Here is a 25,036-nt window from a genome sequence, read left to right as displayed (position 1 = left end):
CGTCCTGTGTCAACCGGCCCTCCCTCGCTGCCTCGTCGCATGGTAGGGCTCCGGCAGCAGACTGGAGTCATGTTGTTCGCCGATCTCGCCGAAGCGTCGGCGTCCAGCGCCGCCACGTCCAAACGTACGGAGAAGGTCGCCCTGTTCGCCGACGTCATCCGGCGCTGTGACCCGGACGAGATCGGCGCGGCCGTCGCGTTCGCAACCGGCGAAACCCTCGAGGGCAGACTGGGGGTGGGATGGGCGACGCTCCGCGACGTCCGCCCGGTGCCGGCGCCCGAGGCGACGCTGTCGGTGCTCGACGTGGCGCTCGTGATCGCCGAGCTCGCGGCGGTCTCGGGCCCCGGTTCGGTCGCCCGTCGGCGCGAACTGCTCCACGGTGTGCTCGCACGCGCCACCGAGAACGAGCAGCACCTGCTCATCGCGATCCTCGGCGGCGAACTCCGTCAAGGTGCGCTCGCCGGCGTGGTGACGGCGTCGGTAGCGGCAGCGGCGGGAGTGTCGGTGGCGGAGGTGCGTCGGGCGGCGATGTTGACCGGATCGTTGCCGATCGCCGCTCATATCGCGGTGACCGGCGGCGGGGAGGCCCTCGCACGGGTCGGACTGCGCCCGTCGACCGCGGTGCAGCCGATGCTGGCGTCTGCCGCCACCGATGTTGCCGAAGCCCTGGCGGACGTCGGCCCCGCGTCGGTCGAATGGAAACTCGACGGGGCTCGCGTCCAGGCGCATCGCCTCGACGGGTCGGTGCGTCTGTTCACCCGCAACCTCAACGAGGTGACCGACCGGCTCGAAGGTGTGGTCGAGGTGGTCGCCGGCCTGCCAGGAGGTGATCTGGTGCTCGACGGGGAAGTGCTCGGCGTCGACGACGCCGGAGCTCCGCGGATGTTCCAGGACACGATGAGCGACTTCGGTGCCGACGCCTCCGGTGGACCGGCTGCCCGGGGGAGCGGGTTGGAGGCGTTCTTCTTCGATGTGCTCCATGCCGGCACATCGGTGATCGATCACCCGCTGGGCGAGCGCCGGCGGTTGCTCGCCGACATCGTGCCGGCGGCCAACCGTCTGCCGTCGATCGAGACCGATGACGCCGACACCGCCCAGACATTCCTCGAACGGTCGATCGCGGCGGGGCATGAAGGCGTGATGGTCAAGGCGATCGACTCGATGTACGAAGCCGGGCGGCGCGGCGGGGCGTGGCGCAAGGTCAAGCCGGTACACACCCTCGATCTCGTCGTGATCGCCGTCGAGTGGGGGCACGGTCGTCGCCAGGGGTGGCTGTCGAACCTGCATCTCGCCGCCCGTGGTGGCGACGGCTCGTTCGTAATGGTCGGCAAGACGTTCAAGGGGCTGACCGACGAGCTGTTGCGTTGGCAGACCGAACGGTTCCTCCGCCTCGAGATCGGCCGTTGCACCGGGCGGGACGCCCACGTGGTGCACGTCCGCCCCGAACAGGTCGTCGAGATCGCGGTCGACGGCGTGCAGGTGTCGACCCGATACCCCGGCGGCGTCGCGCTCCGTTTCGCCCGTGTCCGCCGGTACCGGGACGACAAGACGGCCTTCGATGCCGACAGCATCGACCAGGTCCGAGCGCTGCTCAGGCGTCCCGGGTCGTCCGATCGCTGACGCCGGGACGTCCGCGGTCGCCCAGGTGCCGCGCGGGTAGGGTCGCACTCCGACATGGCGACACTCCGATTCAGCTTCGGCACGATGGGTTCCGGCAAGAGCACCCTCGCTCTCCAGATCCACCACAACCTGTCCACCCGCCATCTCTACGGACTCCTGCTGACCCGGCTCGACCGAGAGGGCATGCAGGTCACCAGCCGGCTCGGGGTCGCCGCCCCGGCGATCCAGGTCGACGCCGACCTCGACATCCACAAGCTCGCGGTCGAACACTGGCCGCTGCACTATCTCGTGTGCGACGAGGCGCAGTTCTACACGGTCGAACAGTGCGATCAGCTCGCCCGTGTCGTCGACGACATGGAGGTCGACGTCTACGCGTTCGGGCTGATCACCGACTTCCGGGGCCTGCTCTTCGACGGCACGAAACGCCTGCTCGAGATCGCCGACGAGCGGGTGCCCCTGCAGGTCGAGGCGCGGTGCTGGTGCGGCGCGCATGCCACGCACAACGCCCGTGTGGTGAATGACCTCGTCGTGTTCGAGGGCGAGACGGTCGTCGTCGGCGACACGGCCGACCCGGGCGCGCAGAAGATGTTCGGTGACATCGTGAGGTACGAGCTGCTGTGTCGCCGGCACTACAACCTGGGAGAGCTCGGGGGTTGACGGTGGACGAGGGCGACGACGACACGGAGCCACGACTCCCGGCGGCGCCGTCGCTCCCCGTGCCGACGGGCCCGACGCTCCCGGCGGTTCCGCCGGTTCCGGCGGCGACGGAGCCGGATCAGCCCGCCGCCGCGGCCGATGAACCCGAACGGGCGGGGATGCTGCCGGCCGACCGGGTCGCCACGCGTCACGTCCCGACCGCACCGCGCAAGCCGCTCGACCTGGGTCTGCCGTCGGCCCCATCGCCGGCACGACCGTCAGCACGATCAGGGGCACGTTTCTCGGGATCATCGACGGTGCCCGGCGCCGACCCGGTGACCGAGTTCGTGCGACCCGAGCTGATCCCACTTGGTGATGCCACCGTCGCGCTCCTCGTCGGGCGGGTCCTGCTCGCCGTGGCGGCGCTCGTCATCGGTATCGCCGCCCGCCGGGCGATCGGCGTCGGCGGCACCGAGCGCGCCGAAGGTTTCTGGCCGACCGTGTGGTCGGCCGCGGTCTTCGCCGCCGTGGGTGTCGCCGGCCTGACCTTCTGGTGCGCCCAGCTGGCCGCCAACGCGCGGCGCCTCCGCACCCGCACCGCCACGCCCCGTTCGATGGTGTGGAGCTGGCTCGCCGTCGTGGCGTGGGTCGGAGTGTCCTGCCTGACCTACCTGCGCATCGAGGTCGACGGCGACCTCGACCCGTTGCCGGGCGTCGCCGCCGTCGGGTGGGTGATCGTCATGGCGGTCGCATACGGCCGGTTGCAGGGTGTGTTTCGCGGCCTGTCCCGCAGGCCTCCGATCGTCTGGGTGCTGGCGTTCCCGATCGACGTGATCGCGATCGGGCTGGTCTGGTGGCGGCTGACCGGGTGGCCCGCCGGCGGTTCCGATTGGGAGGTGGCGCGGCTGACGTCGAACGTCGCGTTCGGTGCGGCGGCGGCGCTGGCGGTGAACGCTCTGGTGTTCGCCCGGCTCGCCCAGCGCGGCAGCGAGGTGGTCTTCGAGCGGCTCGGACGGCTCGAGGCGCGGCGGCGTGGCGACGAGACACCGCAACCGGAATGGTTCCAGGCGGGGGTCGCCGGACCCGCATCAGGTGCGACGTTCACCCCGGCGCAGCGGCGACCACTGATCGGTACCCGCGCCCTCAGCGCGGCCGTGGCCGGGTTGCACGTGGCATGGGGTGTCGGCCTCGTCGGCTTCGGTCTCGTGGTCGCGAAGCTCGCGTTCGACTACTCCGACCTGCCGGTGTTCCTCGGCGACGACCTGGCGCTGAGCGGCGACGACGCCGACCTGGTCGAACTCGTCGGCACCGTGGTCGGCATCGCCTACGTCGCCGCGATCGTCGCCCACGGGATCTGGGCGGTCCTCGCCGCGATCAATGCCCGGCGCATCACCGTGCACTCGCCGAACCCCGGCACGTTCGCGATCGCCTTCGCGCCGACACCGGTGTTGCTCGTCGCCGGCGCCCTGGTCGGTGGCCGGCTCGGGTACTGGCTGGTCGTCGTCGCGCTGACCGTCGCGTTCTTCGCCCTGATCCTGGTCAACCAGATGCTGATGGCGCTGTCGGCCCGACTCGGCGGCGATCTGTCGGGCTTCAGCCGTTGGTCGTTGTGCATCACGCTCACGTACCTGGCGGGGGTCGTGCTCAACTTCCTGTTCGCCCGGGCGGCGGCGCAGCTCGGCCTGTACGCCACGCTGTCGGTGATCCAGGGCGCCTTGATCACGGCAGGCGGGGTGATCGGCTTCGGGGCGATGCGGACGCTCGAGCGAACGCTGGGCGAACATCGTCGGTCCCAGCGGGTCGATCCGGGCTGATCTCAGGCGGTCCGTTCCGCTTCGAGACAGATCCGGATGATCGCGATGGCCATCGCGATACCGCCGAGTCGGAGCACGAACGCGGCGAGGTCGCCGACGCTGTCCGCGTTGCGGAAGAAGATGCCGACGATGCCGAGCACGGCGATGAGGATCACGACCGACGCGATGCCGGCGACGATCCGCGTGAGCTGCGAGAGATTGACGACGGAATGGTCGACGAGGCTGCGGACGAGGACCGTCCCCACCGCAGCGCACGCCGCAGCGAGCGCGAGCACCACCAGGTTCTGGGGGAGCGAGAGGAACGAGATCTGCTCGATGCGCTGCCACCAGAGGCCGTCCTCGAAGCTGCCCTCGGAGATCCGGAACGCGAGCCGCACCTGCCACATGATGAACCCGACGTAGGCGAGCACGAACAACCAGCCGGCCAGGGCGAGTGTCCTCGCCCACCGCACTCGTTCGAGGTCGCTCACGTCGTGTGTCTACCAGGCGATCGCACGTAGCCTGCGGTTCGTGTTGCAGCCTTCCGACATCGAACGAGCCCTCGTCGTCACCGCCCATCCCGACGACGTCGACTTCGGGGCGGCCGGTACGGTCGCCAACCTCACCGACGCGGGCGTTGGGGTCACGTACTGCCTGGTGACCGATGGCCAGGCAGGCGGATTCGACCAGACGATCGCTCGGCCACGCATGGCCGAAATCCGTCGTGAGGAGCAGACCAGGGCGGCGGCCGAGGTCGGCGTCGTCGATCTGGTCTTCCTCGGGATCATGGACGGCGCTGTCGAGTTCGGTCTCGACCTGCGACGCCAGCTCTCACGCGTGATCCGTCAGGTTCGTCCCCAGGTGGTGATCACCCAGTCGCCGGTGATCGACGTCGGCTCGGTGTACGGCAGTCACGCCGATCACGTCGCGACCGGTCAGGGTGTGTGGGCGGCGGTGTATCCCGATGCCCGTAACCCGTTCGCCTTCCCGGAACTCCTCCAGGAGGGGCTCGAGCCGTGGGCGGTCGACGAGATCTGGATCATGCTGAGTGTCGACGCCGACGAGACCGTCGACATCACCGATCAGCTCGACCGGAAGATCCGCGCGCTGCGATGCCACGAGAGTCAGCACCGCGACCCCGCCGGCATGGAGCAGCGTGTCAGGGAGTGGTACCTCGAACTCGGGCGTCAGGGCGGTCTCGCCGAGGGGCGCTCCGCCGAGCGCTTCTTCGTCGCCGACTCGCGCTGATCCGTCCTGTCGCTCCGGTCGGACGGCCAACCGGTCGGTGCATCGCGAGCAACGCGGACTCGATTCGGACGTTCCTACCGATGGGTAACTACGATGGGGTCATGACTGAAGCTGTGATCGTTGCCGCCACCCGGAGCCCGATCGGTCGGGCCGTCAAGGGCTCGCTCGTCGACCTGCGCCCCGACGACATGGCGGCGCAGAACCTCCGGTCGTTGATGGAGATGGTGCCGCAGGTCGGCGCCGACGACATCGAAGACGTCATCATGGGTTCGGGTCAGCCTGCGGGCGAGGCCGGGTTCAACATCGGCCGCGCCGCAGCACTGCTCGCCGGTCTCGACGACGTCCCCGGCGTCACCGTCAACCGGTACTGCTCGTCGAGCCTCCAGACGATCCGCATGGCGGCGCACGCCATCAAGGCGGGGGAGGGCGACTGCTTCATCGCCGCCGGGGTCGAGGCGGTCAGCCGCTATGGCAACGGTGCCGCCGACACCGCTCCCAACTCGATCTTCGCCGAGGCCGGCGCCCGCACCGCCGAGCGTTCGCAGGGTGGCGCGCCCACCTGGGCCCCGGCCGAGGGGTTGCCCGACATGTACATCGCGATGGGCCAGACCGCCGAGAACGTCGTGCAGTACGAGAACGTCAGCCGCGAGGAGATGGACGAGTTCGCCGCTCGCAGTCAGCAGCTCGCTGTCGCCAACCAGGAGAACGGCTTCTGGGAGCACGAGATCTCTCCGCTCACGCTGCCCGACGGCACCGTCGTGTCGAAGGACGACGGCCCCCGCGCCGGCACCACGGCCGAGGCGCTGGCCGGACTCAAGCCGGTGTTCCGCCCCGACGGTTCCGTCACCGCCGGCAACGCCTGCCCGCTCAACGACGGTGCGGCGTCCGTGATGGTCATGAGCGACACCAAGGCCCGCCAGCTCGGCATCACGCCGCTGGCCCGCATCGTGTCGTCGGGCGTCACCGGTCTGAACCCTGAGATCATGGGGCTGGGCCCGATCGAAGCCGTGCGTCAGGCGCTCGCCCGCGCCGGTATGACGATGGCCGACATCGATCTCGTCGAGATCAACGAAGCGTTCGCCGCCCAGGTGATCCCGTCGGCCAAGCACCTCGACATCCCGATGGACAAGCTGAACGTCAACGGCGGATCGATCGCCCTCGGTCACCCGTTCGGCATGACCGGCGCCCGCATCATGACGACCCTGATCCACGGTCTGCAGGCCGCCGACAAGCAGTACGGCATCGAGACGATGTGTGTCGGTGGCGGGCAAGGCATGGCCATGATCATCGAACGCCTCAGCTGAGCCGGTTTCCGCCCTGGCTGGCGGTCCGGACCGCCCGGCGGCTGGTCAGGTTTCGCCGGGGAGGGGGAGGTCGGCCTTGACGCAGATCGAGTCGTCGGTGCGGGGAATCGCACGCAGGATGTACTGGGCGCCCCCGGCGCGGAGTTCGGCGAGGGCGCAGCCGTCGTCGGATGATCCCCATCCCTTGTGGCCGAGATACTCGAGACTGCGGACTTCGAGTCCGGCCTGATCGGCCTCGGCGGTCCAGAGGTTGACGATGCCCTGCCGCAGCGATGCGTCGTCGAGCAGGTCGGTGCCGCTCAGGTGGAGTTCGATGTTGGTGATCGTCACCGCTTCGAGTTGGTCGAGGTCGACGACCGTGTCGCCCTTGAGGTCACCGTCGAGCATGACAGCGACGCGCCGGCGGTCGCCGTTGGCGCCGCGCACGAATCCGTACCGCACGATCGGGAAGCCGTCGTCGCCGATCGAGGCCCAACGCACACGATCGCCGGGCTGGAACATCAGGCGGCGCTCCGTGCCTCGGCGAGAGCTGCATCGGAGAACTCCGGCCAGAGCTGCAGGGCTTGGTCGCTCCACTGCTCGAACCGGCGGTCGGTCAGCGCGACGACGGCGACGTCGGCCAGCGGGTCGACCCACATCATCGTGCCGGCCCCGCCGAAGTGACCGAACGTGGCCGCCGAGTTGGCGCGCCCCATCCAGTGCGGCGACTTGTCGCCGTGCAGCTCGACCCCCAGTCCCCAGGGGCAACGATCGAATCGGCCCACGCCCGGAACGATACCTCCGAGAGTCGGATACTGCGGTCGAATCATCTCGTCGACCGTCGTCCTCGCGAGCAGCGTCGGGCGTCGCAATTCGGATGCGAACGCGATCGTGTCGGTGAGCGTGCTGGTGATGCCGTGCGCAGGTGAGCCGTCGAGGGTGGTCGACGTCATCCCGAGGGAAGCGAGGACGGCTTCGTCGAGGTAGACCTCGAACGGCAGCGTCGACTCGGCGGCCAGTTCGTCGGCGGCACGCTCGATCCCGGTGTTTGAATAGGTGCGGGTGCGCTCGATCTCGGCGATCGGTTGGTCGCCGTCGAAGCCGAACCCTGCGGCGTGGCTGAGCAGGTGCCGCATGGTGGCGCCGGCGGGGGCATCGACGTGACGGAGCGGCCGATCGAGGTCGATCACGCCCTCTTCGACCGCCACCATGATCGCCCATGCAGTGATCGGCTTGGAGAGCGACGCCAGCTCGTAGCGACGGTCGAGTTCGCCGACGTGGTCGACCCCGGAGTCGGTGATGATCGCCGCTGCGACGTGGTCGACCGGCCAGTCGACCACCTGATGCAGCGCCGACATCGGCCGGATCAGCCCTGCAGGTTGCGGATGAGCTCGGCCGTGCGGAACGCCAGCTCGAGCGATTGGCGACCGTTGAGGCGTGGGTCGCACACCGTCTCGTACCGGTTGCCGAGATCGGCGTCGATCAGTCGGTCGGCACCGCCGATGCACTCGGTGACGTCTTCGCCGGTGAGTTCGACGTGGATGCCGCCGGGCCAGGTGCCTTCGGCGCGGTGGGCTCGCACGAAGCCTTCGATCTCGGCGATGATCGACTCGAAGTCGCGGGTCTTGCGACCGTTCTCGCTGGTGTAGGTGTTGCCGTGCATCGGGTCGCAGGCCCACACCACCGGGTGGCCGCTGTCCTTGACGGCTCGCAGGAGCGGGCGGATGCCCTCTTCGATCTTGTCGGCGCCCATCCGGCTGATCAACGTGAGTCGTCCCGGGATGCGCGCCGGGTTGGCGAGCTCGCAGAGCTGGATCAGCTCGTCGCCGGTCATGCTCGGCCCGACCTTGCAGCCGATGGGGTTGCCGACACCGCGGAGGAACTCGAGGTGGGCACCGTCGAGTTCACGGGTGCGCTCGCCGATCCACAGCATGTGCGCCGAGCAGTCGTACCAGGCGCCGGTCGTGGAGTCGCGACGTGTGAGCGCTTCTTCGTACGAGAGCAACAGTGCCTCGTGGCTGGTGTAGACGTCGACCTCGCGCAGGTTGGCGTTGGTGTCGGTCTCCATGCCGGTCGCCCGCATGAAACGCAGCGCCCGGTCGATCTCACTCGCGAGCTGTTCGTAGCGCTGGCCGGCCGGGCTCGATGCGACGAACTCCTGGTTCCAGGCGTGGACACGATCGAGCGCAGCGAAGCCGCCCTTGGTGAACGCCCGAACGAGGTTCAGCGTGGATGCCGATTGGTGGTAGGCCTGCACGAGGCGCTCCGGCGTGGGGACGCGAGCGGCGGCGGTCGGCCCCTCGGCATTGACGATGTGCCCGCGGAACGACGGGATCTCGTCGTCGCCGATCCGCTCGAAATCAGCGGAGCGCGGCTTGGCGAACTGACCGGCCATCCGACCGACCTTCACGACGGGCACGCCCATGGAGTAGGTCAGCACGATCGCCATCTGGAGGATCACGCGCAGCTTCTCGCGAATGTTGTCGGCGGAGAAGTCTTCGAAGCTCTCGGCGCAGTCGCCGGCCTGGAGCAGGAAGGCGTTGCCCGCCGCCACCTTGGCAAGCCCGGACTGGAGCGAGCGTGCCTCGCCGGCGAACACCAGCGGCGGATAGGACGAGATCTGCTTCAGTGCCCGATCGAGGTCAGCGGGGTCCGGCCAGGCCGGCTGCTGCTTGATCGGGCGGTCACGCCATGAATCGGGGGACCAGTCCTTCGCCATGGCTCGCAGCCTATCGGGGGGAGAATTGCGAACACCGGCCCGTTTCCGGGCCGGTGTTCGTCATCGCGAGTCACGAGTTGTGCGATCCTCCAGGCACAACTCGTGATCAGACGGCGAGGATGCGTTCGGCGTCGTCGCGCAGCCCGGCCACGGCCCGGCTGACGAGGCGGCGGGCGGCTTCGGCGGTCACGCCGAGGCTCTCGCCGACTTCACGGAAGCTCTTGCGCTCGCCGTCGAGCAGGCCGAAGCGAGCCTCGACCGCGTACCGGGCACGGGCGTCGAGCGTGCCGAGGAGCTCGTCGAGCAGGTCGGAGTCGACCAGCGTCATGACGTGATCCTCGGGGGTGCCGTCACCGTTGGCCATCAGGTCGCCGAGGGTGGCGTCGCCGTCGTCGCCGACCGTCTTGTCGAGGCTGACCGGCGTGGTGAGGCGGTGCAGCTCGGCGTTGGTCTGGTCGAGGGTCTCGCCGTCGCCGGACGCCTGACGCAGGGCGGCACGGAGGCTCGCCGAGCGGTCGCCCGGGATGCGGATGAGGCTGGCCTTCTGGTCGAGCGCACGACCGATCGCCTGGCGGATCCAGAACGTCGCGTACGTCGAGAACTTGAAGCCGCGGCGCCAGTCGAACTTGTCGACGGCGTGCTCGAGGCCGAGGTTGCCCTCCTGGATGAGGTCGAGCAGATCCATGCCCTGCGGCAGCGGGTAGCGGCGCGCGATCGACACCACCAAGCGGAGGTTCGCTCGGATGAAGCGATCCTTGGCGTCGGCCGCAGCGGCGACCTTCGCCTTGAGGTCGGCGCTGCGCTTGCCGTTCTCGAGGAGTTCGGCGGCCTCGCGACCCGTTTCGATGATGCGCGAGAGTTCACGCTCGTCCTCGGCGGTGAGAAGCGGGACTTTGCCGATATCGTTCAGGTACAGACCGATGGAGTCATTCATGATGTTCGTTACAACCGTTCGTCGTGGTGGATTCTTCCGAGCGCAGACGTGTCTCATGACACAGACTCGGATCTTGGGGGGTTAGGAGTACTTACGGGCCCACATGGCTCGTGCGATGCATAGAAGAACGCATCGTCCGAACAAAGTGTTCCCGTTCCGGCGAGATTTCAATCGTCTCGTGGCCGTGCGGGCTTTGACCGGCTTTCCACTGTAACAAAGCTGTCAAGCATGGTGGTAGCGGGAGGTTCGATCGCACGCCCCTCGTGCGGCCTACACTGGCGATCGTGCAGCAAGCCTCCGCGAAACCCCTGCGTATCGGGGTCTTCGGTGGCACGTTCGACCCGCCGCACGTCGGCCACCTCGTCACGGCGATCAACGTCGGGCACGCGCTCGACCTCGACCGCGTGATCCTGATGGTCAACAACGAGCCGTGGCAGAAGCTCGGTACCCGTGAGATCACCCCGGCCGTCGACCGGTTGGCGATGGTCGAAGCGGCGGTGGCGGATGTGCCACGCCTCGTGGCCGGCGACCACGAGATCAGGGCGGGTGGACACTCGTACACCGCCGACACGATCGCCACGCTCGCCGTCGACTATCCGGGCGCCGAACTGTTCGTCGTGCTCGGCGACGACGCCGCGGCCGGCATCCGAACCTGGACCCGTGCCGACGAGGTGGTCGAACGCTCCCGGCTCGTGGTCGTCGATCGACCCGGCGAGCCGGTCGAACTCGACCCGGAGATCGACTGGATCCGTGTCGAGGTGCCACGTCTCGAGGTGTCGAGCACCGATCTGCGGTCTCGGTGGGTCGACGGTCGGCCGCTCGACTACCTGGTGACCGACGATGTGCTCGATGTGATCCGCGAGCGAGGTCTCTACGGCGAGGATCCCGTCTCATGACCGCGGTCAAGCAGCGCCGAACCCGGAGCACGGCGTTGGCGTTCGCCGCGGCCGTGTTCGGGCTCGGTGCCGCCGCGGTCCTCGGGGTGTCCGGCGTGCGGTCGCTCAGCGATTCGACGGCGGGGAGGCAGGCCGACGGACAGCGCGAGGCGCGGCGTTCGCAACGACTGCCGTTCACGTCGACGGCGCTGGTCGGTGTGATCGACGACGACGAGCGGCTCACGTCGGCTGCCGTGTGGATCCTCGAACCGAACGGGGTCGGTGGCAGCATCGTGGGGTTGGCAGCGACGGCCGACGCCGCGTCGGGCACGTTCGACACGCTCTCGCCGCTGGCGGCGGTGTACGAGGTCGGTGGTGTGCAGGAGTTCCTCACCGCCTCCGAGCGGTTGACCGGTCTGTCGTTCGACGTGGTCGAAATCGTCGACCCGCCACGGTTCGCTCAGTTGGTCGCTCCGCTGGGCGATCTGCCTGCCGTCCTGCCGGTGTCGTTCGGTGACGCGTCGTCCGATGAGCAGTGGACGTCGGGGCAGACGACGCTGAGTTCCGCTGCGGCCGCCAGGGCGATCACGGCGACCGATCCCGATGCGGCCGATTGGACGTTCGAACCGGCGCGCGCTGCGGTGTGGGAGGCGGTGGCAGATCGGGTCGGCGCCGGTGTCGGTTCGGTGGCTCCGATCGCCTCCGACCAGGACGTGCCGATCCCCACCGACCTCGATCAGTTCTCCGACCGCCTGTTCGGCGCGGCGGTCGAGTACCGGCCGCTGAGCTTTCGACCGATCGATCCCGGTCGCGTCGAGTCGCAGCTCGTCGACGCGTTCGTCGGTGCCCTCGGTTCGGTCGATGCCGTCGTCGCGCACGACCGGGCGGAGATGGTCATGCTGTTCGGTGCCGCCGCTCCGGGGCGACTGGGGGCTCCGCTCGACGCACCGGTGTTCCGTGTCGTGTCGCCGTTCTCCGAGAGCGATCTCGACGGGTTCGGGGTGAACTCCTCCGACGTGTTGAAGCGCGCGATCGACGGACTGTTCTTCGCCCAGGCCAACATCGTCTCGGTGGCCGACCTGGCGGGCGGCGAGGTGCCAGACGTGACGCAGGTGCTCGTCGCCGATCCCGAGACCTCCGGCGCGGTGCGAGAGGTGTACGCGCCGCTGTTCGGCGAGATCGAGGTCGTGCCCGCCACGATTCGGATCGACGGCATCGACGTCGAGGTCACGCTCGGTCGCAGCTTCCTTGAACAACTCCGTGGTGAATCGCCCGCCACCGTGGCAGGCTCTGAGGACGATGAATCGAATGATGCGACCGCCGACGACGGCTGAGACGACGACCGATCGGCGCGGCGGCGCATGATCGACCAGGAGGCGCGCGACCTGGCCATCCGTGCGGCCCGGATCGCCGACGGCATGAAGGCCGCGGACATCATGGTGTTGCACGTCGGCGATGTGCTGGCGCTCACCGAGTACTTCGTGGTGGCCTCGGCGTCGAACAAGCGGCTCGTCGACGCGATCGTCGAAGAGATCGAGGCGCAGGTGCGCGAGGCAACCGGTCGATCACCGATCCGGGTCGAGGGCGCACGCGAACACCAGTGGGTCCTGATCGACTACGGCGACGTGATCGTGCACGTGTTCCTGTCGGAGATCCGTGACTTCTACGAGATCGAACGGCTCTACAACGACGTGCCGAAGGTCGACTGGAGTGAGGGAACCGACGTTCCCACGACGGGATGACGACCGGTGCCTCGAGCCCTACGGAGGGCCGAGTTCGAAGTCTCGGGCCCACCTGACGCCCACGCGCTGCCCATTCCGAGTCGGAGCGAGCCGCAAGAAGCAGGCTCTGGAGGGAAGCCCGTCAGCCGGCACGACATACACGACGCCGGTATCGGGTGAGTACACACCGAACTCATCGACCTCACCGATATACGGTGCGGGGTTGTTCGCTGTGTTGCTGCACGTCCAGAACCGGAGCGAGTCGCCGATGCGACAGGCTGACTTGCACTGGACGCGGACCGCAGCCCCCGTTCGTACGTAGATGAGGTCGATCCTCCCGTTGTTGCCGAAGGCGGGCAGATACACCTCGGCACCCGACCGAACGAGCGCGGATGCAATCGCTGCCTCGCTGCGTGTGCCCTGTGTCCCCGGCGAGGTGTAAGAGTCCATGCCAAGACCGTACGGAAAGGGTGTTGCTGCCCCGTCCCCGCGATAGTCTCCTCGGAGCAGTTCGGGGCTATAGCTCAGTTGGTAGAGCGCCTCCATGGCATGGAGGAGGTCAGGAGTTCGATTCTCCTTAGCTCCACCCCGAAACCCCAGGCCGAGCGCCTGGGGTTTTTCGCGTCACCGGGCAGGGGAGGGCGCCGTCGTCCGCCGCTGGGAAGCGGGCGCGCCGGTGAGCGGGCGTGTGGCCCGGTGCAAGCGACGTGCAGGATCCGGTGTTCACCCGTCTGCGCCGTCTCGGCGCGGACGACCTCGATCGGCGGAGCGGCGGATGGCCGCTCGATCAGCCGGCTGTGCTGGTGAACGGGAGGTCGTAGAGTTCGATCGCGTTCTCGACGGTGATGCGGCGACGGTCGTCGTCGTTGCCCTCGAAGAGTTCGTCGAGGATCTGTTGCGAGTCCGGGAAGATCGAGTTGCCGTGGGGGTAGTCGCTGCCCCACATCAGGTTGCAGGCACCGATGAAGTCGGTCGTGCAGACACCGACCACGTCGTCAACCGGGCGGTAGATCCGTCGGCGGAGCGACGCTGCGTCGAGCGTCGACCGCCGGGCGTCGCGGGTCGAACGTGGAGCGTGTTGTTTCGGGCGTATTTCGTCGGATGTCAGGCAGTCGGACGAGATGGTTCTAATGTGGCTGCCAGCATGCTGTTTTCTCGACCGCTCGATGAACTGGTCGGGTTTTGCGGTGCGCATTCCGAGGAGCGAAACGTGACGGAGGTCCGAAGTATGGAGAACGCGAGGAAAATTCCGACGTCGTTCGGCATCGACCGGACGGCGCCCCAGAGATGTTCTCCGCCGCCCTGCGGCGGCGTCGACCGGAACCAACGCTAGGAAGCCGATTGTGTCAGCGACAACCACCAACGACCGTGCGACCGCCTACCCGATCCGAGCGGTCGAGCGCGTCTGCGACATCCTCGACGTGTTGCAGCGGTCGCGCGAGGGTGTTTCACTCCCTGATGTCGCCGCGGTGACCTCGCTGCCGAAGAGCTCGGCCTTCCGGTACCTGTCGGCCCTCGAGGCCCGGCGCTACGTCGAGCGCGACGACGAGACCGCCCTGTATCGGATCGGCCTCGCCTTCCAACCGCAGAACACCCGGCAGTTCGAGGCCTTCCTGTCGCACGCCGAAGGCCCGCTCCGGCAGCTGCGTGACGACACGGGGGAAACGACGAATCTCGGCACCCTCGACGGCCCGATGGTGGTCCACAGCCTGGTGTACGAGAGCCCGCAGATGATGCGCCTCGCGGCGCGCGTCGGCGACCGCGCACCAATCCATTCGACGGCACTGGGCAAGGCGATGTCGGCCGAGCTCCCCAACGATCGTGTGCTCGCGATGCTCGACGCGATCGACATGCAGCCCTTCACCGAGCACACGATCACCGATCCGGCCGCCTACCTGGCCGAACTCGAAGTCGTCCGCAAACAGGGATACGCGATCGACGAACTGGAGAACCAGGACGACGGTCGATGTGTCGCCCTCGCGCTCCAAGGCATGCCCTTCCCGTGCGGTATCAGCGTGAGCGCACCGGCGCTGCGTCTGACGATCGACAAGGTGCCGGCGGTCGTCAAGCAGATGCGACGTGTCGGCCTCGAGCTCGTCCGTGACTTCCTGAGCGACTGAGGCCCGCGATCGGACCTGGGTCGGCCGGCCGACGGGGCCGGCCGGTCAGGGGCCGGCTGGTCAGGTGTCGACGGGGAACGAGGCGAACACGGGGCTGGACCATGCCTGGCCGCCATCGTGTTGGAGCACTCGGAGCCAGTACGCATTGCATCCCGGCCGCGGGTCGGGATCGACGAAGCTGCCCACGGCGGTCGGCGCGGGCAATCCGAGCGGCAGGCGCTCCACCCGTACGGTGCGTGCCGGGTCGTCGGCCCGGACGATCATCGGCTGCTCGTCGAGGCCGGCGAGGGGAGCGGTGAAGCTCATGGGGTCGCTCGTGAACTCGAGTCGGCCGCCGTCGGGCTGCACGTCGTCGAGCCGGAGCGTGATGCCGTCCCAATCGCCGGCGGTGACCGAACGCCAATGCGCCTCGGTGGGGGACCAGGTGGTCAGGCCCTCGTCGGGTGAGTCGAACGCGTGGCCCGAGGCCTCGGTGATCCGTGCTCCGTCGAGCCGCACGGACCCGTCCCAGACCATGCGGGCCTGTCGCCAGTTGCCGCGTGAGGTCGTCCCTCGCCACGAGACCCGGACGACGTCGGAGGGCGTCGGGTCGGTGGGTTCGACCGCCACGTCGTGGATCTTTTCCGTGCCACGCCAGATCTCGACCTGGTCGAGCGCACTGGTGCCTTCGACCCGGTAGCTGATCGTCGGTGCGCCCGCGGCCGTGTACTCGGTGCCGTAGGGATGTCCGTCGCAGTCGAAGTCGAGCAGGATCCGCTCGCCGGTCGTGGCGTAGCACCGACGCTCGTACATACCCGTCCACAGCGCATCCCGCGTGAGTTCGGGTAGCGCGAACGCCGTGAGTCCACCGCGCACGTTGCGGACCGCCATGTGTCCGGGATGGCTGGCGCCCGGCCGGCCGTCGACGCCGTCGCTCCCCGCGACCACGCCCATCCGGTAGCCGCGCTCCAGTGCGTCGAGCATGAACCACTCGGACGTCGCGTGGGTCGAGTGGACTTCGATCAACCGCTCGATCGCTGCATCGTGGAACCGGAGGTTCGCGGTGCGCCCGCCGACGTGCAACGCGATGATCACGTCCCGGTCGCGGTAATGGTCGTGCAGGTTGTCGACGTGCGGAAGGTCGGTGTCGAGATCCGACAGGTCGCTCACGAACTCGTGGCTGCAGCGTCGGAGCTGTGCGCGGTCGCCCGGGAAATAGATGTTGCGGTCGCCACCGAGCGGGGTGAGGGCCGACCACTCCACGCCGAGGAGCGGAACGAAGCGACCGGGCTCGTGTGCCCGGCTCGTGACGGACTCGGTCTCGGCCCACTCGTCGGTGGTGACCATGTAGCAGTTCGCCTGGTGGCTGCCGACGTCGCAGCCGGCGAAGTCCCGGGCATGCCGGAAGTAGTTCGTGACCGAGCGTGCGCCGCACCCGACGAGCGACTGCCCGTGCATGTCGCCCCAGTACAGGAGCGTCTCGTGGTGCGTGCCGACGTCGATCGGGTTCGTGGTCGCCGAGAGTGTGCCGTCGACGTGGCGGACGGTCAGGCGATGCACACCGGCGTCGTACAGCACGGTTTCGATCCGGGCGAAGCTGCCCTCGCCCGAACTCACCCGGCCCGTGGCGTCGGCGCCGATGATCTCGAACTCGGCATCGACGTCGGATGCGGGGTTGCCCCACCGGTCTTCGACCCGGAGGTGGATCTCGAACGGTTCGCCGAGCTCGACCTTGCTGGGTGCGGTCGCCACGAGCAGGTGGGCCGCGGTTCCCTGGACGGCGACCTCGATCCGGTCGATCTCGACCCAGTCGTCGTCCCGGCCGGGCCGCACCCGGACGCTGAGCGGCGATGCCTCCTCGATGAACGTCTGGATGTTCGCCCCGGGCGACCCCCGCCGGTCGTCGCCGAACCGGAGTTCGATCCGCTCGCCGGCAGCGATCGGTGCCAGCGCCTCGACGTGGATGACGTGGTCGAACGGGTGCCACGGGTACACGACCTCCGTCCACCACCGGAGGGGGACACCGCTCGGCGTCTCGACCGTGAAGAAGTCGGCGGCCTCCGGGTCGTCGGCCTGTGGCGCGCCCCAGTCGCTCGGCCACCGGCGCGCGAACGCCAGTCGGCTTCCGGTGTCGAGCGTCCGTGTGGTCTCGACCGAGACGACCCAGCTGGCGATCGAACCGGCCTCGGCCGGCGATGGGCAGGTCGAGCGAACCGTCCCCAGCGCTCCCGAGTGGTCTACGACGAGTTCGAACATTCCATCTCCATGGCGGGGTGCTGGTGGTCGGGGGTCCTGGCCAAGTTATCACTTCGATTGAAACGACGATTTCTGTGTGTAGAACGCATTCGGCCCGACGCGGTACCCTGTGCGCGGAGACGACCAGGACGACAGGGGTAGACCATGACGGACGCATCACCGCAGGCCACGACGGCCACCGGCGACGAGGGGGCGGCCCACGCCGCCCACCCCAAGGGATTTCCGCTCGGGTCCGACGATCCGGTCGGATGGTCGATCTTCGACGGCGACGTCCCGTACCCGGTGGCGTTGATGTTCGACACCGTGCTCGACCACAACAGCCGGGCGATGAAGGGCTTCTGCGAGCGCAACGGTGTCTCCCTGGCGCCGCACGGCAAGACGACGATGGCGCCGGCGTTGTTCCGTCGACAGATGCGCGACGGGGCCTGGGCGATGACGGCGGCCACCACCTGGCAGGCCAGGACGATGCGTGCGGCCGGCGTGAACCGGGTCCTGATCGCCAACCAGGTCGTCGTGCCCGGCGAGATCGCCTGGCTGGCGTCGGCGCTCGACGAGGGCTTCGAGGTGTACTGCTACGTCGACTCGCTCGACGGCGTCCGGTTGCTGAACGACGCCGTGGCCGAGTCCGGAGCGGCCAGCCGACTCCCGGTCCTCCTCGAGATGGGCATCGATGGAGGCCGTACCGGGGTGAGGACCATCGCCGACGGTCTGCTGGTGGCCGAGGCCGCGGCAAACGCGCCGCACCTCGCGCTGACCGGGACATCCGGATTCGAAGGGATCCTCGGACCGAAGGACGGCCGATCGGGTCCGGAGCGGGTCGACGAGTTCCTCGATCAGATCGTCCGATTGACGCAGGCCGTCGCCGCCGCCGGCTGGTTCGAGCCGACGCCGGAGGTGATCGTCACCGCCGGGGGAAGCGCGTTCTTCGACCAGGTGGTCACCCACTTCTCGGGGGTCGACATCGACGCACCGACGCGGATCGTCATCCGCAGCGGCTGCTACATCAGCCACGACGACGGCGGGCTCCACCAGGCGTCACCGATGGGGGAGACCCCGCGAACCGGGCACGACGAACGGTTGCTGCCCGCGATCGAGGTCTGGGGTGTCGTGCTGTCGCGACCAGAGCCGACCCGGGCCCTCGTCGGCATCGGTAAGCGCGACGCCTCGACCGATGGTCTGCTGCCGAATCTCAAGAAGATCCGCCGACGCGGTTCGACCGAGATCGAGACCGGATCGGGCGCCCGCGTCGTCGAGATCCACGATCAGCACGCGTTCCTCGACCTCGATCCCGCCGATCCGTTGGCCGTCGGTGATCTCGTCGGCTTCGGGATCTCGCACCCGTGCACGACGTTCGACAAGTGGCGCTCGATCCCGATCGTCGACGACGACTACCGGGTCGTCGAGGTCGCCGACACCCTCTTCTGACGCGCCGGCTGCCGGCCGCGGGCCGGCCCGGTGCTACTCGTAGTGGGCGTCGCGCTCGTACGGGAACATCGGCCGCGGTCGATACGTGTACTCGAGTGCGCTGACGTCGGCGCTGGTGCAGCCGGCGGTGTTGAGGCGGATCATCTCGGCGGCGATCGGCTCGTAGGTGCCGCGCGGCGAATGGACGCCCTTGGCGACGATGATCGGTTGGGTCAGCGGGTCGAGGCCGGCGCTGACGAGTTCTTGGCGGCTGGTGTTGCCACGCGGGTTCGAGGTCAGCAGGACCATGTGATCGTCGTCGGTGTGGACGAGCGCCCGCGGACCGGCGTCGTAGAAGCGGAACCCGCCGTGGGTGGGCCCCGTGTCTTCGAACTTGCCGTCGTCGAGCATCTGGACGACACCACGGATGGCGACGGGGCTGCCGTGCAGGTCGTCGGTCTTGCCGCCGACCTCCAGTTCGACGGTGGCTCCGACGCCGGCTGCCGCGCACGCGGTGACCGCGGCCGGGTCGCACAGCGAGTGGAACACGCCGCCGATGCCGAGCCGCTGCGCGGCGGCCAGCACATGGGTCGAGTCGGCCGGGCTGCCACCGCCGACGTTGTCGCCGACGTCGAGGAGGACGACCGGATGCTCCGTCGCTGCGGCGGCGTGCAGCAGCGCTTCGTCGACGTCCATCCCGTCGCCTTCGAGTTCGGTGCGAACGTCCCAGGCGGCTCGGGCGAGTTCGTGAGCGATGTCGGCCGCCAGTTCGGCGTCGCCGTCGGTCACCGCGAGGAAGGCCATACCCATCTCCTCGACGTCGGCGTACGGGAACCCCTCGGCGATGCTGACCGACAGCACACCGGGCCGCTCGGCGGCCTCGTGCGCGAGCGCGACCAGTTCCTTCATCGGCGAGTCGCTCGTGCCCTGGCGCAGGATGTTGACCGACAGCGGCGGCTTCTCGAGTGCCATCACCGGAGCGATCTCGCCGCGGACGACGCGGAAGATCAGGTCGGCGCACTGGCGCGCCCGCAGGCGAGGATCGAGGTGGGGGTTGGTCATGTAGATGGTCACGACCGTCGCAGCCTCGATCATGCGGGGTGACACGTTCGCGTGCATGTCGTAGGTGATCCCGATCGGCACATCGGGTCCGACGAGCGCCCGGACCCGAGCGAGTACTTCGCCGTCGGCATCGCGGTGCACTTCCGACGCTGCGGCGCCGTGCAGTGCCAGCAGGACGGCATCCCACGGGCCCTGTTCGGAGAGGTCGCTCAGGAGCCGTTCCGAGATCGTCTCCAACGCCTCCGACGTGATCGTGCCCATCGGATTGAGATCGAAGTGCGTGAGCGGCACCAACTCGACATCCGGGTCGGCGGCCGCCGCCTCGATGAATCCGGCCAACGTGGCCTCCGACTCGGCGTACCGGTCGATCAGGCCGGCGCCCTCGACCGGGCCACTGGCGAGGAACTGCTCGAGGGTGGCGGGCACGGGAGCGAACGTGTTCGACTCGTGATGGAGGCCCAGGGTGGCAACGCGCATCGGAATCCTTCGGTTGGGAGGGGGTCGGTCAGGAGGCGACGGGGGTCGGGGTCTTGCGGAGGACTCGGCCCGGACGCTCCGCGCCGATCGTCCCGTGGTCGAGGACGACGCTGCCGCCGACGATGACGACGTCGATGCCGACGGGCGCGCCGGCGTCCTGGCCGAACTCCGAGTTGTCGATCACGGTGTCGGGGTCGAAGATCACGAGGTCGGCGACCGCACCGACCGCGAGCGTGCCACGGTCGGGGAGTCCCAACCGTCGGGCCGGCTCGGCCGTCATCTTCTTCACGGCGTCGGCGAGTTGCAGCACGCCCTTGTCGCGGGCGTACACGCCGAGAACCCGAGGGAACGTGCCGAAGTTGCGGGGGTGCGGGCACGCCGTCGGCTGGTGGAGCGGAATCGCGTTGCCGTCGGATCCGATCACCGACAGGGGGTGGGCGAGGAACTTGGCGACGTCGTCTTCGCTCCGGTAGAAGAGCACGACCTGAAGTTCGTTGCCGTAGCGCTCGCAGAGCTGCAGGGTCAGCTCGTACGGCTCGATCCCCTCGTCGGCCGACAGTTGCTCGAGTGTCTTGGCGATGCCGTAGCCGTCGGGGCTGCTGCTCACCAGGAAGCGGTCCCAGAGCCACGGGATGCCGCCGAACCAGCCGTCGGCCATGTCGTCGAGTGCGCGCTGTCGTTCCTCGGGGATCGCGAGTCGTGCACACATCGCCTCGGTGCCGCCGGCCTGCACCCACGGTGGGAGGTACTGCGTCAGCGACGACGAGGAGGCGTCGTACGGGTAGACGTCGAAGAAGATGTCGATGCCTTCCTCGCGGGCGGTGTCGAACAGCGCCAACAGTTCGGCGCCGTCGCCCCAACTCTCGGGTCGGTTGATCGCGAGGTGGCTGAACTCGACGGTGACGCCGGTCTGTCGGCCGATGTCGATCGCTTCGAGGACCTCGCCGAACCGTGTCTCGGGGACCGAGCGGGCATGGGTGGCGTAGAGCGCTCCGCGGGCGGCGAGGACGCGGGCCAGTGCGGCGACCTCGTCGAAGTCTCCGTAGGCGCTCGGCACGTGGGTGAGCCCGGTGCTCATGCCGAACGCGCCCTGCTCGAGAGCGTGATCGAGATCCTGTTCCATGCGCGCCATCTCGTCGGGGGTCGCCGGTCGTTGGTCGACACCCATGGCGGCGACCCGCAGGGTGCCGTGGCCGGCCAGCGGTGCGACGTTGATCGCGAGCCCCTGCTCCTGGAGGGCGTCGGCGTACCCGTCGAAATCGGTCCACCACGGCGTGATCGGCGCAGTCGCTCGAGCGAGGTGGTCGGCGTGGAGTTCGAGGCGTTCGGGTTCGATCGGGAACGCGGCGAACGAGCAGTTGCCGACGACCTCGGTGGTCACGCCCTGACGGAGCTTGCTCTCGCCGATCCCGTCGGCGACGAGGGTGAGGTCGGAATGGGTGTGGATGTCGATGAAACCCGGGCACACGACCCGTCCGGCCGCGTCGATCGTGCGGGCCGCTTCGCCCTCGACCGTGCCGACGGCGGTGATTCGGCCGTCGGCGATACCGACGTCACCCGGCGTGCCGGGTGAACCCGTGCCGTCGATCACGATGGCGTTGCGGATGATCAGGTCGAACATGGTGTCCTCGCAGTGATGGATCGGACGGACGAACGATGACGTCGTCCGACCGGTTGCCGATCGATCGCATCGTCGGCGATGACGGTACCACAGAATTGAAACGGACGATCCACTGGATGAATGCTGGTACGGTCCGTCTCGTGAGCACTGAAACGAACGACGATTCCCCGCACACCGGCGCGCACGCCGAGACCTCCAGCGACGCCGCGGACAGGGGGTGGACGTCGATCGAATCGGAGATCTCGAGTCATCTGCCGTTTCCCCCGGCCGTCGAGGCCAACGGCTTCGTGTTCGTCTCCGGACAGGCGTCGGTCGACAACACGGGTGCGATCATCTCCGGAACCTTCGAAGAAGAGATGCGGCGGTCGTTCGCCAACGTCGAGGGGGTGCTGGCGTCCGCCGGGCTCACCATGCGCAACGTGGTCCGCGTGACCAGCTATCTGCACGACGCCGCCGACGGTCCGCGCTACAACGAGCTCTACCACGAGTTCTTCAGCGCGCCGTTGCCGGCGCGCAGCACGATCACCAACTGCTTGCCTCCGACGTTGAAGTTCGAGGTCGACGTGATCGCCGTCCGCCCGAGCTGAGCGCACGCGACGCACCGGTCGCCGTCAGCTCTCGGTCGCGTCCATCAGCCCGCGGGTGTAGCCGAACGCGAACAGGCGTCCGAGCATCGTGTAGCCCGGCTCGCCGTCGTCCTCGCCGATCAGCTGCGGAACGTGATCCGGTCGGATCGGGCCGTCGAAACCGACCTCTCGGTAGGCGCGCATCGCCTCGACCATGTCGGTCTGGCCGGTGTCCTGCCAGGTTTCGGTGAAGCATTCGGCGGTGCCGCGAACGTCGCGGAAGTGGACGTACGCGATGTGCTTGCCGAGTCGCCGGATCGCTGCCGGGATGTCGATCCCCATCTCCGAGAACGTGCCCTGGCAGAACGCGATCGCATTGGAGGGCGACGGTACCAACTCGACCAGCCGTTCGAAGCCCTCGACGCAGTGCATGACCCGCTCGTTGCCGAGCAGTGTGGGGAGCGGCGGGTCGTCGGGGTGCATCGCCATGATCACCCCGGCATCCTCGGCGACCGGGATGATCTCGGTCAGGAACGCCTCCAGGTTGCTCCAGAGCTGGTCGCCCTTCGCGCCGGGTTCGAGCGATGCCCTGAACGGTTCGCGTCCGGGGATCCTGGCACTCTCCAGGTCGGCGAGGTCGAAAGCGGTCACCTTGGCGCCGCCGCGCTCGGGGGCGTCGATGCTCGTTCGGATCCAGTCGGTGCCGGCCATGAAGTTGTAACAGATCATCGGAACACCGATCGCTCCGAGGTGGCGGATCAATGCCTTCATCTGTGCCATCTCGGTGCCGTCGTCGCGGCCCAGCTTGATGTTCTCGATCGGGAGGTAGCCCTCGACGACGCCGAGCCGCATGCCGTACGACTCGATGCGAGCCTTGAGCTCGTCGATCTGCGAGAGATCGGGTCCCGGGTACCTGACCACGATCTCCGAGACACCGGTCTGGGCCGCCAGTGTCAGGTTCTCGTGCGAGAGGGGGGTGAGTACGGACGCGAGTTTCATGAATCGTGCTCCACGACGGCGGTGGCCTCGATCTCGATCAGGAGGTCGGGATGCAGGAGTTCCTTGATGCCGTAGAACGCACTGGCCGGCGGGTGCTCCATGTGGCCGAAGGCTTCGTGGTGGGCGAGTCCGGCCGCCTCCCACTGGGAGATGTCGGTGACGAACACTCGGGTACGTACGACGTCGTCGACACTGCCGCCGAGTTCTTCGATCGATCGGGCGATGATGCCGCAGATCTCGCTCGCCTGTCGGTACATGTCGCCGGGGTGGAGGATCTCACCACCGGGCCCGCTCGACGTGGTGCCGGCCACTTCGATCAGGTTGCCCAACCGGACCGCCCTCGAATAGGCGACCTTGGACCACGATCGGTTGGCAGCGATGCCGGTTCGTTCCATCACGAGTTTCCTCCTGTTTGCAGCCAGCGTTGTTCGCTGCCGGCCGGGCCGTACGACCAGTGGATGACGAGCGGTTCGTCGGCGGACGACGTGGTGACGTGCACCGAGTCGGGCGGCGTGACCACCAGATCGCCGGGTGCGACCGCCACGACCTCGCCGTCGATCGTGATCGAGCCCGTGCCCCGGACGACCGTCGCGAACTCCTCGGCCGGGTGGTGGTGGGCCGGCGTCGAATACCCCGGCGGCAGCACGCTCACGCCCATCGCCATGCGCGCCGACGTCTCGTCGTCCGGGGTGGCGAACACGGCGACGATCCGCCCCTCGATCAGCGGATGCTTCGCTGTGCCCCCGGAGGCGAGCGCGGCGACCGCCTCGTCGACCATCTCGTCGATGTTCCGAATGACGATCTTGCTCATCTGTGCTCCTCGTTGGATTCGTTCATTTCAGTACCGTGTAGCCGCCGTCGACCCGAACGACTTCGCCGGTGACGAACGACGCTCGGTCGGAGAGGAGGAACTCGACGACCTCCGCGACTTCCGCCGGCTGTGCCAAGCGCCCCAGTGCGTGGGCGCGCGCCTTCTCGTCGGCATCGAGCGCCCCCGCGGCATGTGCCCCGCGGATCATCGGCGTATCGACGTAGCCGGGCGCCACGGCGTTGACCCGGATGCCCCGGTCGGCCCATTCGACCGCCAGCGTGCGCGTCATCGCGGCGACGCCGGCCTTCGCGACGGCGTACGGCAGGCGCCGGGGCCAGCCGAACTCCATCGCGACCGAGCAGAAGTTCACGATCGCGCCGCCACCGTTGGCGGTCATCGAACGAGCGGCGGCCTGCGCTGCCCACAGCGTGCCGTCGAGGTGTACTCCCAGCATCGCCGACCAGTCGCCCCCGTCGAGTTCGACACTGTCGCGCTGGTGGAGCATGCCGGCGGCGGTGACGAGGCCGACGATCGGGAGTCCGTCGGCGATCGTGTCGATCGCCGACGCGAGCGCGTCGCGCTCCGACACGTCACAGGCGACGACTCGGGTCCGGTCCGGATGTGCGGACCGGATCTCGTTCAATCCGACGTGGTCGAGGTCGACGAGTCCGAGCTGTACGTCGGGTCGTCGCTCGAGCAGCATCTCGTACACGGCGCGACCGATCCCGCTGGCGGCTCCGGTGATCACGACGCACCCGGCCGGGGGAGTGGAGGGACGGTTCGCGTCCGGTCCGGTGTCGGCCACCGTGTTGCCGTCCCCGAACTCCGACATGATCCTCCCGTCGGTGGCCGACCGTTCGACCACTCCGGCTCGCATATTATACTATTTGGGCACTGGTCGGAATCGTCCGA

The 25,036-nt window shown here is 68.4% G+C and carries 24 protein-coding genes and 1 tRNA gene; 12 read left to right on the top strand and 13 right to left on the bottom strand.

What is annotated here, in order from left to right; all coding sequences use genetic code 11:
* Positions 1–69 precede the first annotated feature (69 nt).
* The 3 genes from R8G01_06340 to R8G01_06330 are packed head-to-tail and all read left to right on the top strand — an operon-like array spanning position 70 to position 4,070.
* A complete protein-coding gene (locus tag R8G01_06340; protein MDW3213593.1) occupies positions 70–1,620 on the top strand; it encodes an ATP-dependent DNA ligase in 1,551 nt (516 codons plus the stop codon).
* Positions 1,621–1,674: 54 nt separating this feature from the next.
* A complete protein-coding gene (locus R8G01_06335) occupies positions 1,675–2,277 on the top strand; it encodes a thymidine kinase (GenBank protein MDW3213592.1) in 603 nt (200 codons plus the stop codon).
* Positions 2,274–4,070, top strand: coding sequence for a hypothetical protein (locus tag R8G01_06330; protein ID MDW3213591.1), 1,797 nt, complete (start codon positions 2,274–2,276; stop codon positions 4,068–4,070). The genes R8G01_06335 and R8G01_06330 overlap by 4 nt, the downstream gene beginning before the upstream one ends.
* Positions 4,071–4,072: 2 nt before the next feature.
* Here the strand turns inward: R8G01_06330 and R8G01_06325 are convergent, their stop codons facing one another.
* Complete coding sequence (locus R8G01_06325; GenBank protein ID MDW3213590.1) at positions 4,073–4,540, bottom strand: hypothetical protein; 468 nt, start codon at positions 4,538–4,540, stop codon at positions 4,073–4,075.
* A 40-nt stretch (positions 4,541–4,580) separates the two neighbouring features.
* On the opposite strand from R8G01_06325, the gene R8G01_06320 reads away from it, so the two are divergent.
* Both R8G01_06320 and R8G01_06315 read left to right on the top strand, forming a co-directional pair.
* On the top strand, positions 4,581–5,297 hold the full coding sequence (locus tag R8G01_06320) for a PIG-L deacetylase family protein (protein MDW3213589.1): 717 nt from the start codon (positions 4,581–4,583) through the stop codon (positions 5,295–5,297).
* A 101-nt stretch (positions 5,298–5,398) separates the two neighbouring features.
* Positions 5,399–6,601 (top strand): acetyl-CoA C-acetyltransferase, encoded by a 1,203-nt coding sequence (locus R8G01_06315; protein ID MDW3213588.1) that lies wholly within the window; start codon positions 5,399–5,401, stop codon positions 6,599–6,601.
* 45 nt (positions 6,602–6,646) lie between these two features.
* Here R8G01_06315 and R8G01_06310 read toward each other — a convergent pair whose 3' ends face one another.
* From R8G01_06310 to R8G01_06295, 4 genes are all read right to left on the bottom strand, one after another.
* The gene (locus R8G01_06310) at positions 6,647–7,102 is read right to left on the bottom strand and encodes a hypothetical protein (protein ID MDW3213587.1); all 456 of its coding nucleotides are present in this window, start codon (positions 7,100–7,102) and stop codon (positions 6,647–6,649) included.
* Entirely contained in the window at positions 7,102–7,938 is an 837-nt protein-coding gene (locus tag R8G01_06305; GenBank protein MDW3213586.1) for a serine hydrolase domain-containing protein, read from the bottom strand. The genes R8G01_06310 and R8G01_06305 overlap by 1 nt, the downstream gene beginning before the upstream one ends.
* 8 nt (positions 7,939–7,946) lie before the next feature.
* A complete protein-coding gene (locus R8G01_06300) occupies positions 7,947–9,299 on the bottom strand; it encodes a 3-deoxy-7-phosphoheptulonate synthase class II (protein MDW3213585.1) in 1,353 nt (450 codons plus the stop codon).
* Positions 9,300–9,405: 106 nt separating this feature from the next.
* Positions 9,406–10,233: a sigma-70 family RNA polymerase sigma factor gene (locus tag R8G01_06295; GenBank protein MDW3213584.1), complete on the bottom strand. Its 828-nt coding sequence runs from the start codon at positions 10,231–10,233 to the stop codon at positions 9,406–9,408.
* A 284-nt stretch (positions 10,234–10,517) separates the two neighbouring features.
* Here R8G01_06295 and nadD point away from each other — a divergent pair, with 284 nt between their 5' ends.
* From nadD to R8G01_06275, 4 genes are all read left to right on the top strand, one after another.
* Positions 10,518–11,129 (top strand): nicotinate-nucleotide adenylyltransferase, encoded by a 612-nt coding sequence (gene nadD / locus R8G01_06290; protein MDW3213583.1) that lies wholly within the window; start codon positions 10,518–10,520, stop codon positions 11,127–11,129.
* Entirely contained in the window at positions 11,126–12,442 is a 1,317-nt protein-coding gene (locus R8G01_06285) for a hypothetical protein (GenBank protein MDW3213582.1), read from the top strand. The genes nadD and R8G01_06285 overlap by 4 nt, the downstream gene beginning before the upstream one ends.
* A gap of 27 nt (positions 12,443–12,469) precedes the next feature.
* Positions 12,470–12,850 (top strand): ribosome silencing factor, encoded by a 381-nt coding sequence (gene rsfS, locus R8G01_06280; GenBank protein ID MDW3213581.1) that lies wholly within the window; start codon positions 12,470–12,472, stop codon positions 12,848–12,850.
* A gap of 492 nt (positions 12,851–13,342) precedes the next feature.
* A tRNA-Ala gene (locus tag R8G01_06275) sits at positions 13,343–13,415 on the top strand.
* A 201-nt stretch (positions 13,416–13,616) separates the two neighbouring features.
* Here the strand turns inward: R8G01_06275 and R8G01_06270 are convergent.
* Positions 13,617–14,024, bottom strand: coding sequence for an amidohydrolase family protein (locus R8G01_06270; protein MDW3213580.1), 408 nt, complete (start codon positions 14,022–14,024; stop codon positions 13,617–13,619).
* A 148-nt stretch (positions 14,025–14,172) separates the two neighbouring features.
* Between R8G01_06270 and R8G01_06265 the strand changes: the two genes are divergently transcribed.
* Positions 14,173–14,949, top strand: a complete 777-nt coding sequence (locus tag R8G01_06265; protein ID MDW3213579.1) for an IclR family transcriptional regulator — start codon at positions 14,173–14,175, stop codon at positions 14,947–14,949.
* 60 nt (positions 14,950–15,009) lie between these two features.
* On the opposite strand, the gene R8G01_06260 is transcribed toward R8G01_06265, so the two are convergent.
* Entirely contained in the window at positions 15,010–17,184 is a 2,175-nt protein-coding gene (locus tag R8G01_06260) for a hypothetical protein (protein ID MDW3213578.1), read from the bottom strand.
* Between the two features lie 144 nt (positions 17,185–17,328).
* On the opposite strand from R8G01_06260, the gene R8G01_06255 reads away from it, so the two are divergent.
* Positions 17,329–18,609: an alanine racemase gene (locus tag R8G01_06255; GenBank protein MDW3213577.1), complete on the top strand. Its 1,281-nt coding sequence runs from the start codon at positions 17,329–17,331 to the stop codon at positions 18,607–18,609.
* Between the two features lie 33 nt (positions 18,610–18,642).
* On the opposite strand, the gene R8G01_06250 is transcribed toward R8G01_06255, so the two are convergent.
* Both R8G01_06250 and R8G01_06245 read right to left on the bottom strand, forming a co-directional pair.
* Positions 18,643–20,127: a M81 family metallopeptidase gene (locus R8G01_06250; protein ID MDW3213576.1), complete on the bottom strand. Its 1,485-nt coding sequence runs from the start codon at positions 20,125–20,127 to the stop codon at positions 18,643–18,645.
* Between the two features lie 28 nt (positions 20,128–20,155).
* Positions 20,156–21,748, bottom strand: a complete 1,593-nt coding sequence (locus R8G01_06245) for a D-aminoacylase (GenBank protein MDW3213575.1) — start codon at positions 21,746–21,748, stop codon at positions 20,156–20,158.
* A gap of 140 nt (positions 21,749–21,888) precedes the next feature.
* Here R8G01_06245 and R8G01_06240 point away from each other — a divergent pair, with 140 nt between their 5' ends.
* Entirely contained in the window at positions 21,889–22,335 is a 447-nt protein-coding gene (locus R8G01_06240; GenBank protein ID MDW3213574.1) for a RidA family protein, read from the top strand.
* A 24-nt stretch (positions 22,336–22,359) separates the two neighbouring features.
* On the opposite strand, the gene R8G01_06235 is transcribed toward R8G01_06240, so the two are convergent.
* Genes R8G01_06235 through R8G01_06220 form a run of 4 tightly spaced genes read right to left on the bottom strand, consistent with a single transcriptional unit; the run spans position 22,360 to position 25,001 of the window.
* Positions 22,360–23,313: a mannonate dehydratase gene (locus tag R8G01_06235; protein MDW3213573.1), complete on the bottom strand. Its 954-nt coding sequence runs from the start codon at positions 23,311–23,313 to the stop codon at positions 22,360–22,362.
* On the bottom strand, positions 23,310–23,708 hold the full coding sequence (locus R8G01_06230; GenBank protein MDW3213572.1) for a Rid family hydrolase: 399 nt from the start codon (positions 23,706–23,708) through the stop codon (positions 23,310–23,312). Before R8G01_06230 ends, R8G01_06235 begins: the two co-directional genes overlap by 4 nt.
* Complete coding sequence (locus R8G01_06225) at positions 23,708–24,124, bottom strand: cupin domain-containing protein (protein ID MDW3213571.1); 417 nt, start codon at positions 24,122–24,124, stop codon at positions 23,708–23,710. The genes R8G01_06230 and R8G01_06225 overlap by 1 nt, the downstream gene beginning before the upstream one ends.
* A 22-nt stretch (positions 24,125–24,146) precedes the next feature.
* Positions 24,147–25,001, bottom strand: coding sequence for an SDR family NAD(P)-dependent oxidoreductase (locus tag R8G01_06220; GenBank protein MDW3213570.1), 855 nt, complete (start codon positions 24,999–25,001; stop codon positions 24,147–24,149).
* Positions 25,002–25,036: the final 35 nt, after the last annotated feature.

It is taken from the genome of Ilumatobacteraceae bacterium, assembly GCA_033344875.1.
Lineage (GTDB): Bacteria > Actinomycetota > Acidimicrobiia > Acidimicrobiales > Ilumatobacteraceae > Ilumatobacter.
Note: the sequence above shows the minus strand (reverse complement) of the source record. Positions and strands in the feature narration are given on the sequence as shown.

Bases quoted from the DNA above. Each gene is read 5' to 3' on its own strand.
- R8G01_06340 (MDW3213593.1), top strand. From the start codon at position 70: ATGTTGTTCGCCGATCTCGCCGAAGCGTCGGCGTCCAGCGCCGCCACG.
- R8G01_06335 (MDW3213592.1), top strand. From the start codon at position 1,675: ATGGCGACACTCCGATTCAGCTTCGGCACGATGGGTTCCGGCAAGAGC.
- R8G01_06315 (MDW3213588.1), top strand. From the start codon at position 5,399: ATGACTGAAGCTGTGATCGTTGCCGCCACCCGGAGCCCGATCGGTCGG.
- R8G01_06310 (MDW3213587.1), bottom strand. From the start codon at position 7,102: ATGTTCCAGCCCGGCGATCGTGTGCGTTGGGCCTCGATCGGCGACGAC.
- R8G01_06305 (MDW3213586.1), bottom strand. From the start codon at position 7,938: ATGTCGGCGCTGCATCAGGTGGTCGACTGGCCGGTCGACCACGTCGCA.
- R8G01_06300 (MDW3213585.1), bottom strand. From the start codon at position 9,299: ATGGCGAAGGACTGGTCCCCCGATTCATGGCGTGACCGCCCGATCAAG.
- R8G01_06295 (MDW3213584.1), bottom strand. From the start codon at position 10,233: ATGAATGACTCCATCGGTCTGTACCTGAACGATATCGGCAAAGTCCCG.
- R8G01_06285 (MDW3213582.1), top strand. From the start codon at position 11,126: ATGACCGCGGTCAAGCAGCGCCGAACCCGGAGCACGGCGTTGGCGTTC.
- rsfS (MDW3213581.1), top strand. From the start codon at position 12,470: ATGATCGACCAGGAGGCGCGCGACCTGGCCATCCGTGCGGCCCGGATC.
- R8G01_06270 (MDW3213580.1), bottom strand. From the start codon at position 14,024: ATGCGCACCGCAAAACCCGACCAGTTCATCGAGCGGTCGAGAAAACAG.
- R8G01_06260 (MDW3213578.1), bottom strand. From the start codon at position 17,184: ATGTTCGAACTCGTCGTAGACCACTCGGGAGCGCTGGGGACGGTTCGC.
- R8G01_06255 (MDW3213577.1), top strand. From the start codon at position 17,329: ATGACGGACGCATCACCGCAGGCCACGACGGCCACCGGCGACGAGGGG.
- R8G01_06250 (MDW3213576.1), bottom strand. From the start codon at position 20,127: ATGCGCGTTGCCACCCTGGGCCTCCATCACGAGTCGAACACGTTCGCT.
- R8G01_06245 (MDW3213575.1), bottom strand. From the start codon at position 21,748: ATGTTCGACCTGATCATCCGCAACGCCATCGTGATCGACGGCACGGGT.
- R8G01_06235 (MDW3213573.1), bottom strand. From the start codon at position 23,313: ATGAAACTCGCGTCCGTACTCACCCCCCTCTCGCACGAGAACCTGACA.
- R8G01_06230 (MDW3213572.1), bottom strand. From the start codon at position 23,708: ATGGAACGAACCGGCATCGCTGCCAACCGATCGTGGTCCAAGGTCGCC.
- R8G01_06225 (MDW3213571.1), bottom strand. From the start codon at position 24,124: ATGAGCAAGATCGTCATTCGGAACATCGACGAGATGGTCGACGAGGCG.
- R8G01_06220 (MDW3213570.1), bottom strand. From the start codon at position 25,001: ATGCGAGCCGGAGTGGTCGAACGGTCGGCCACCGACGGGAGGATCATG.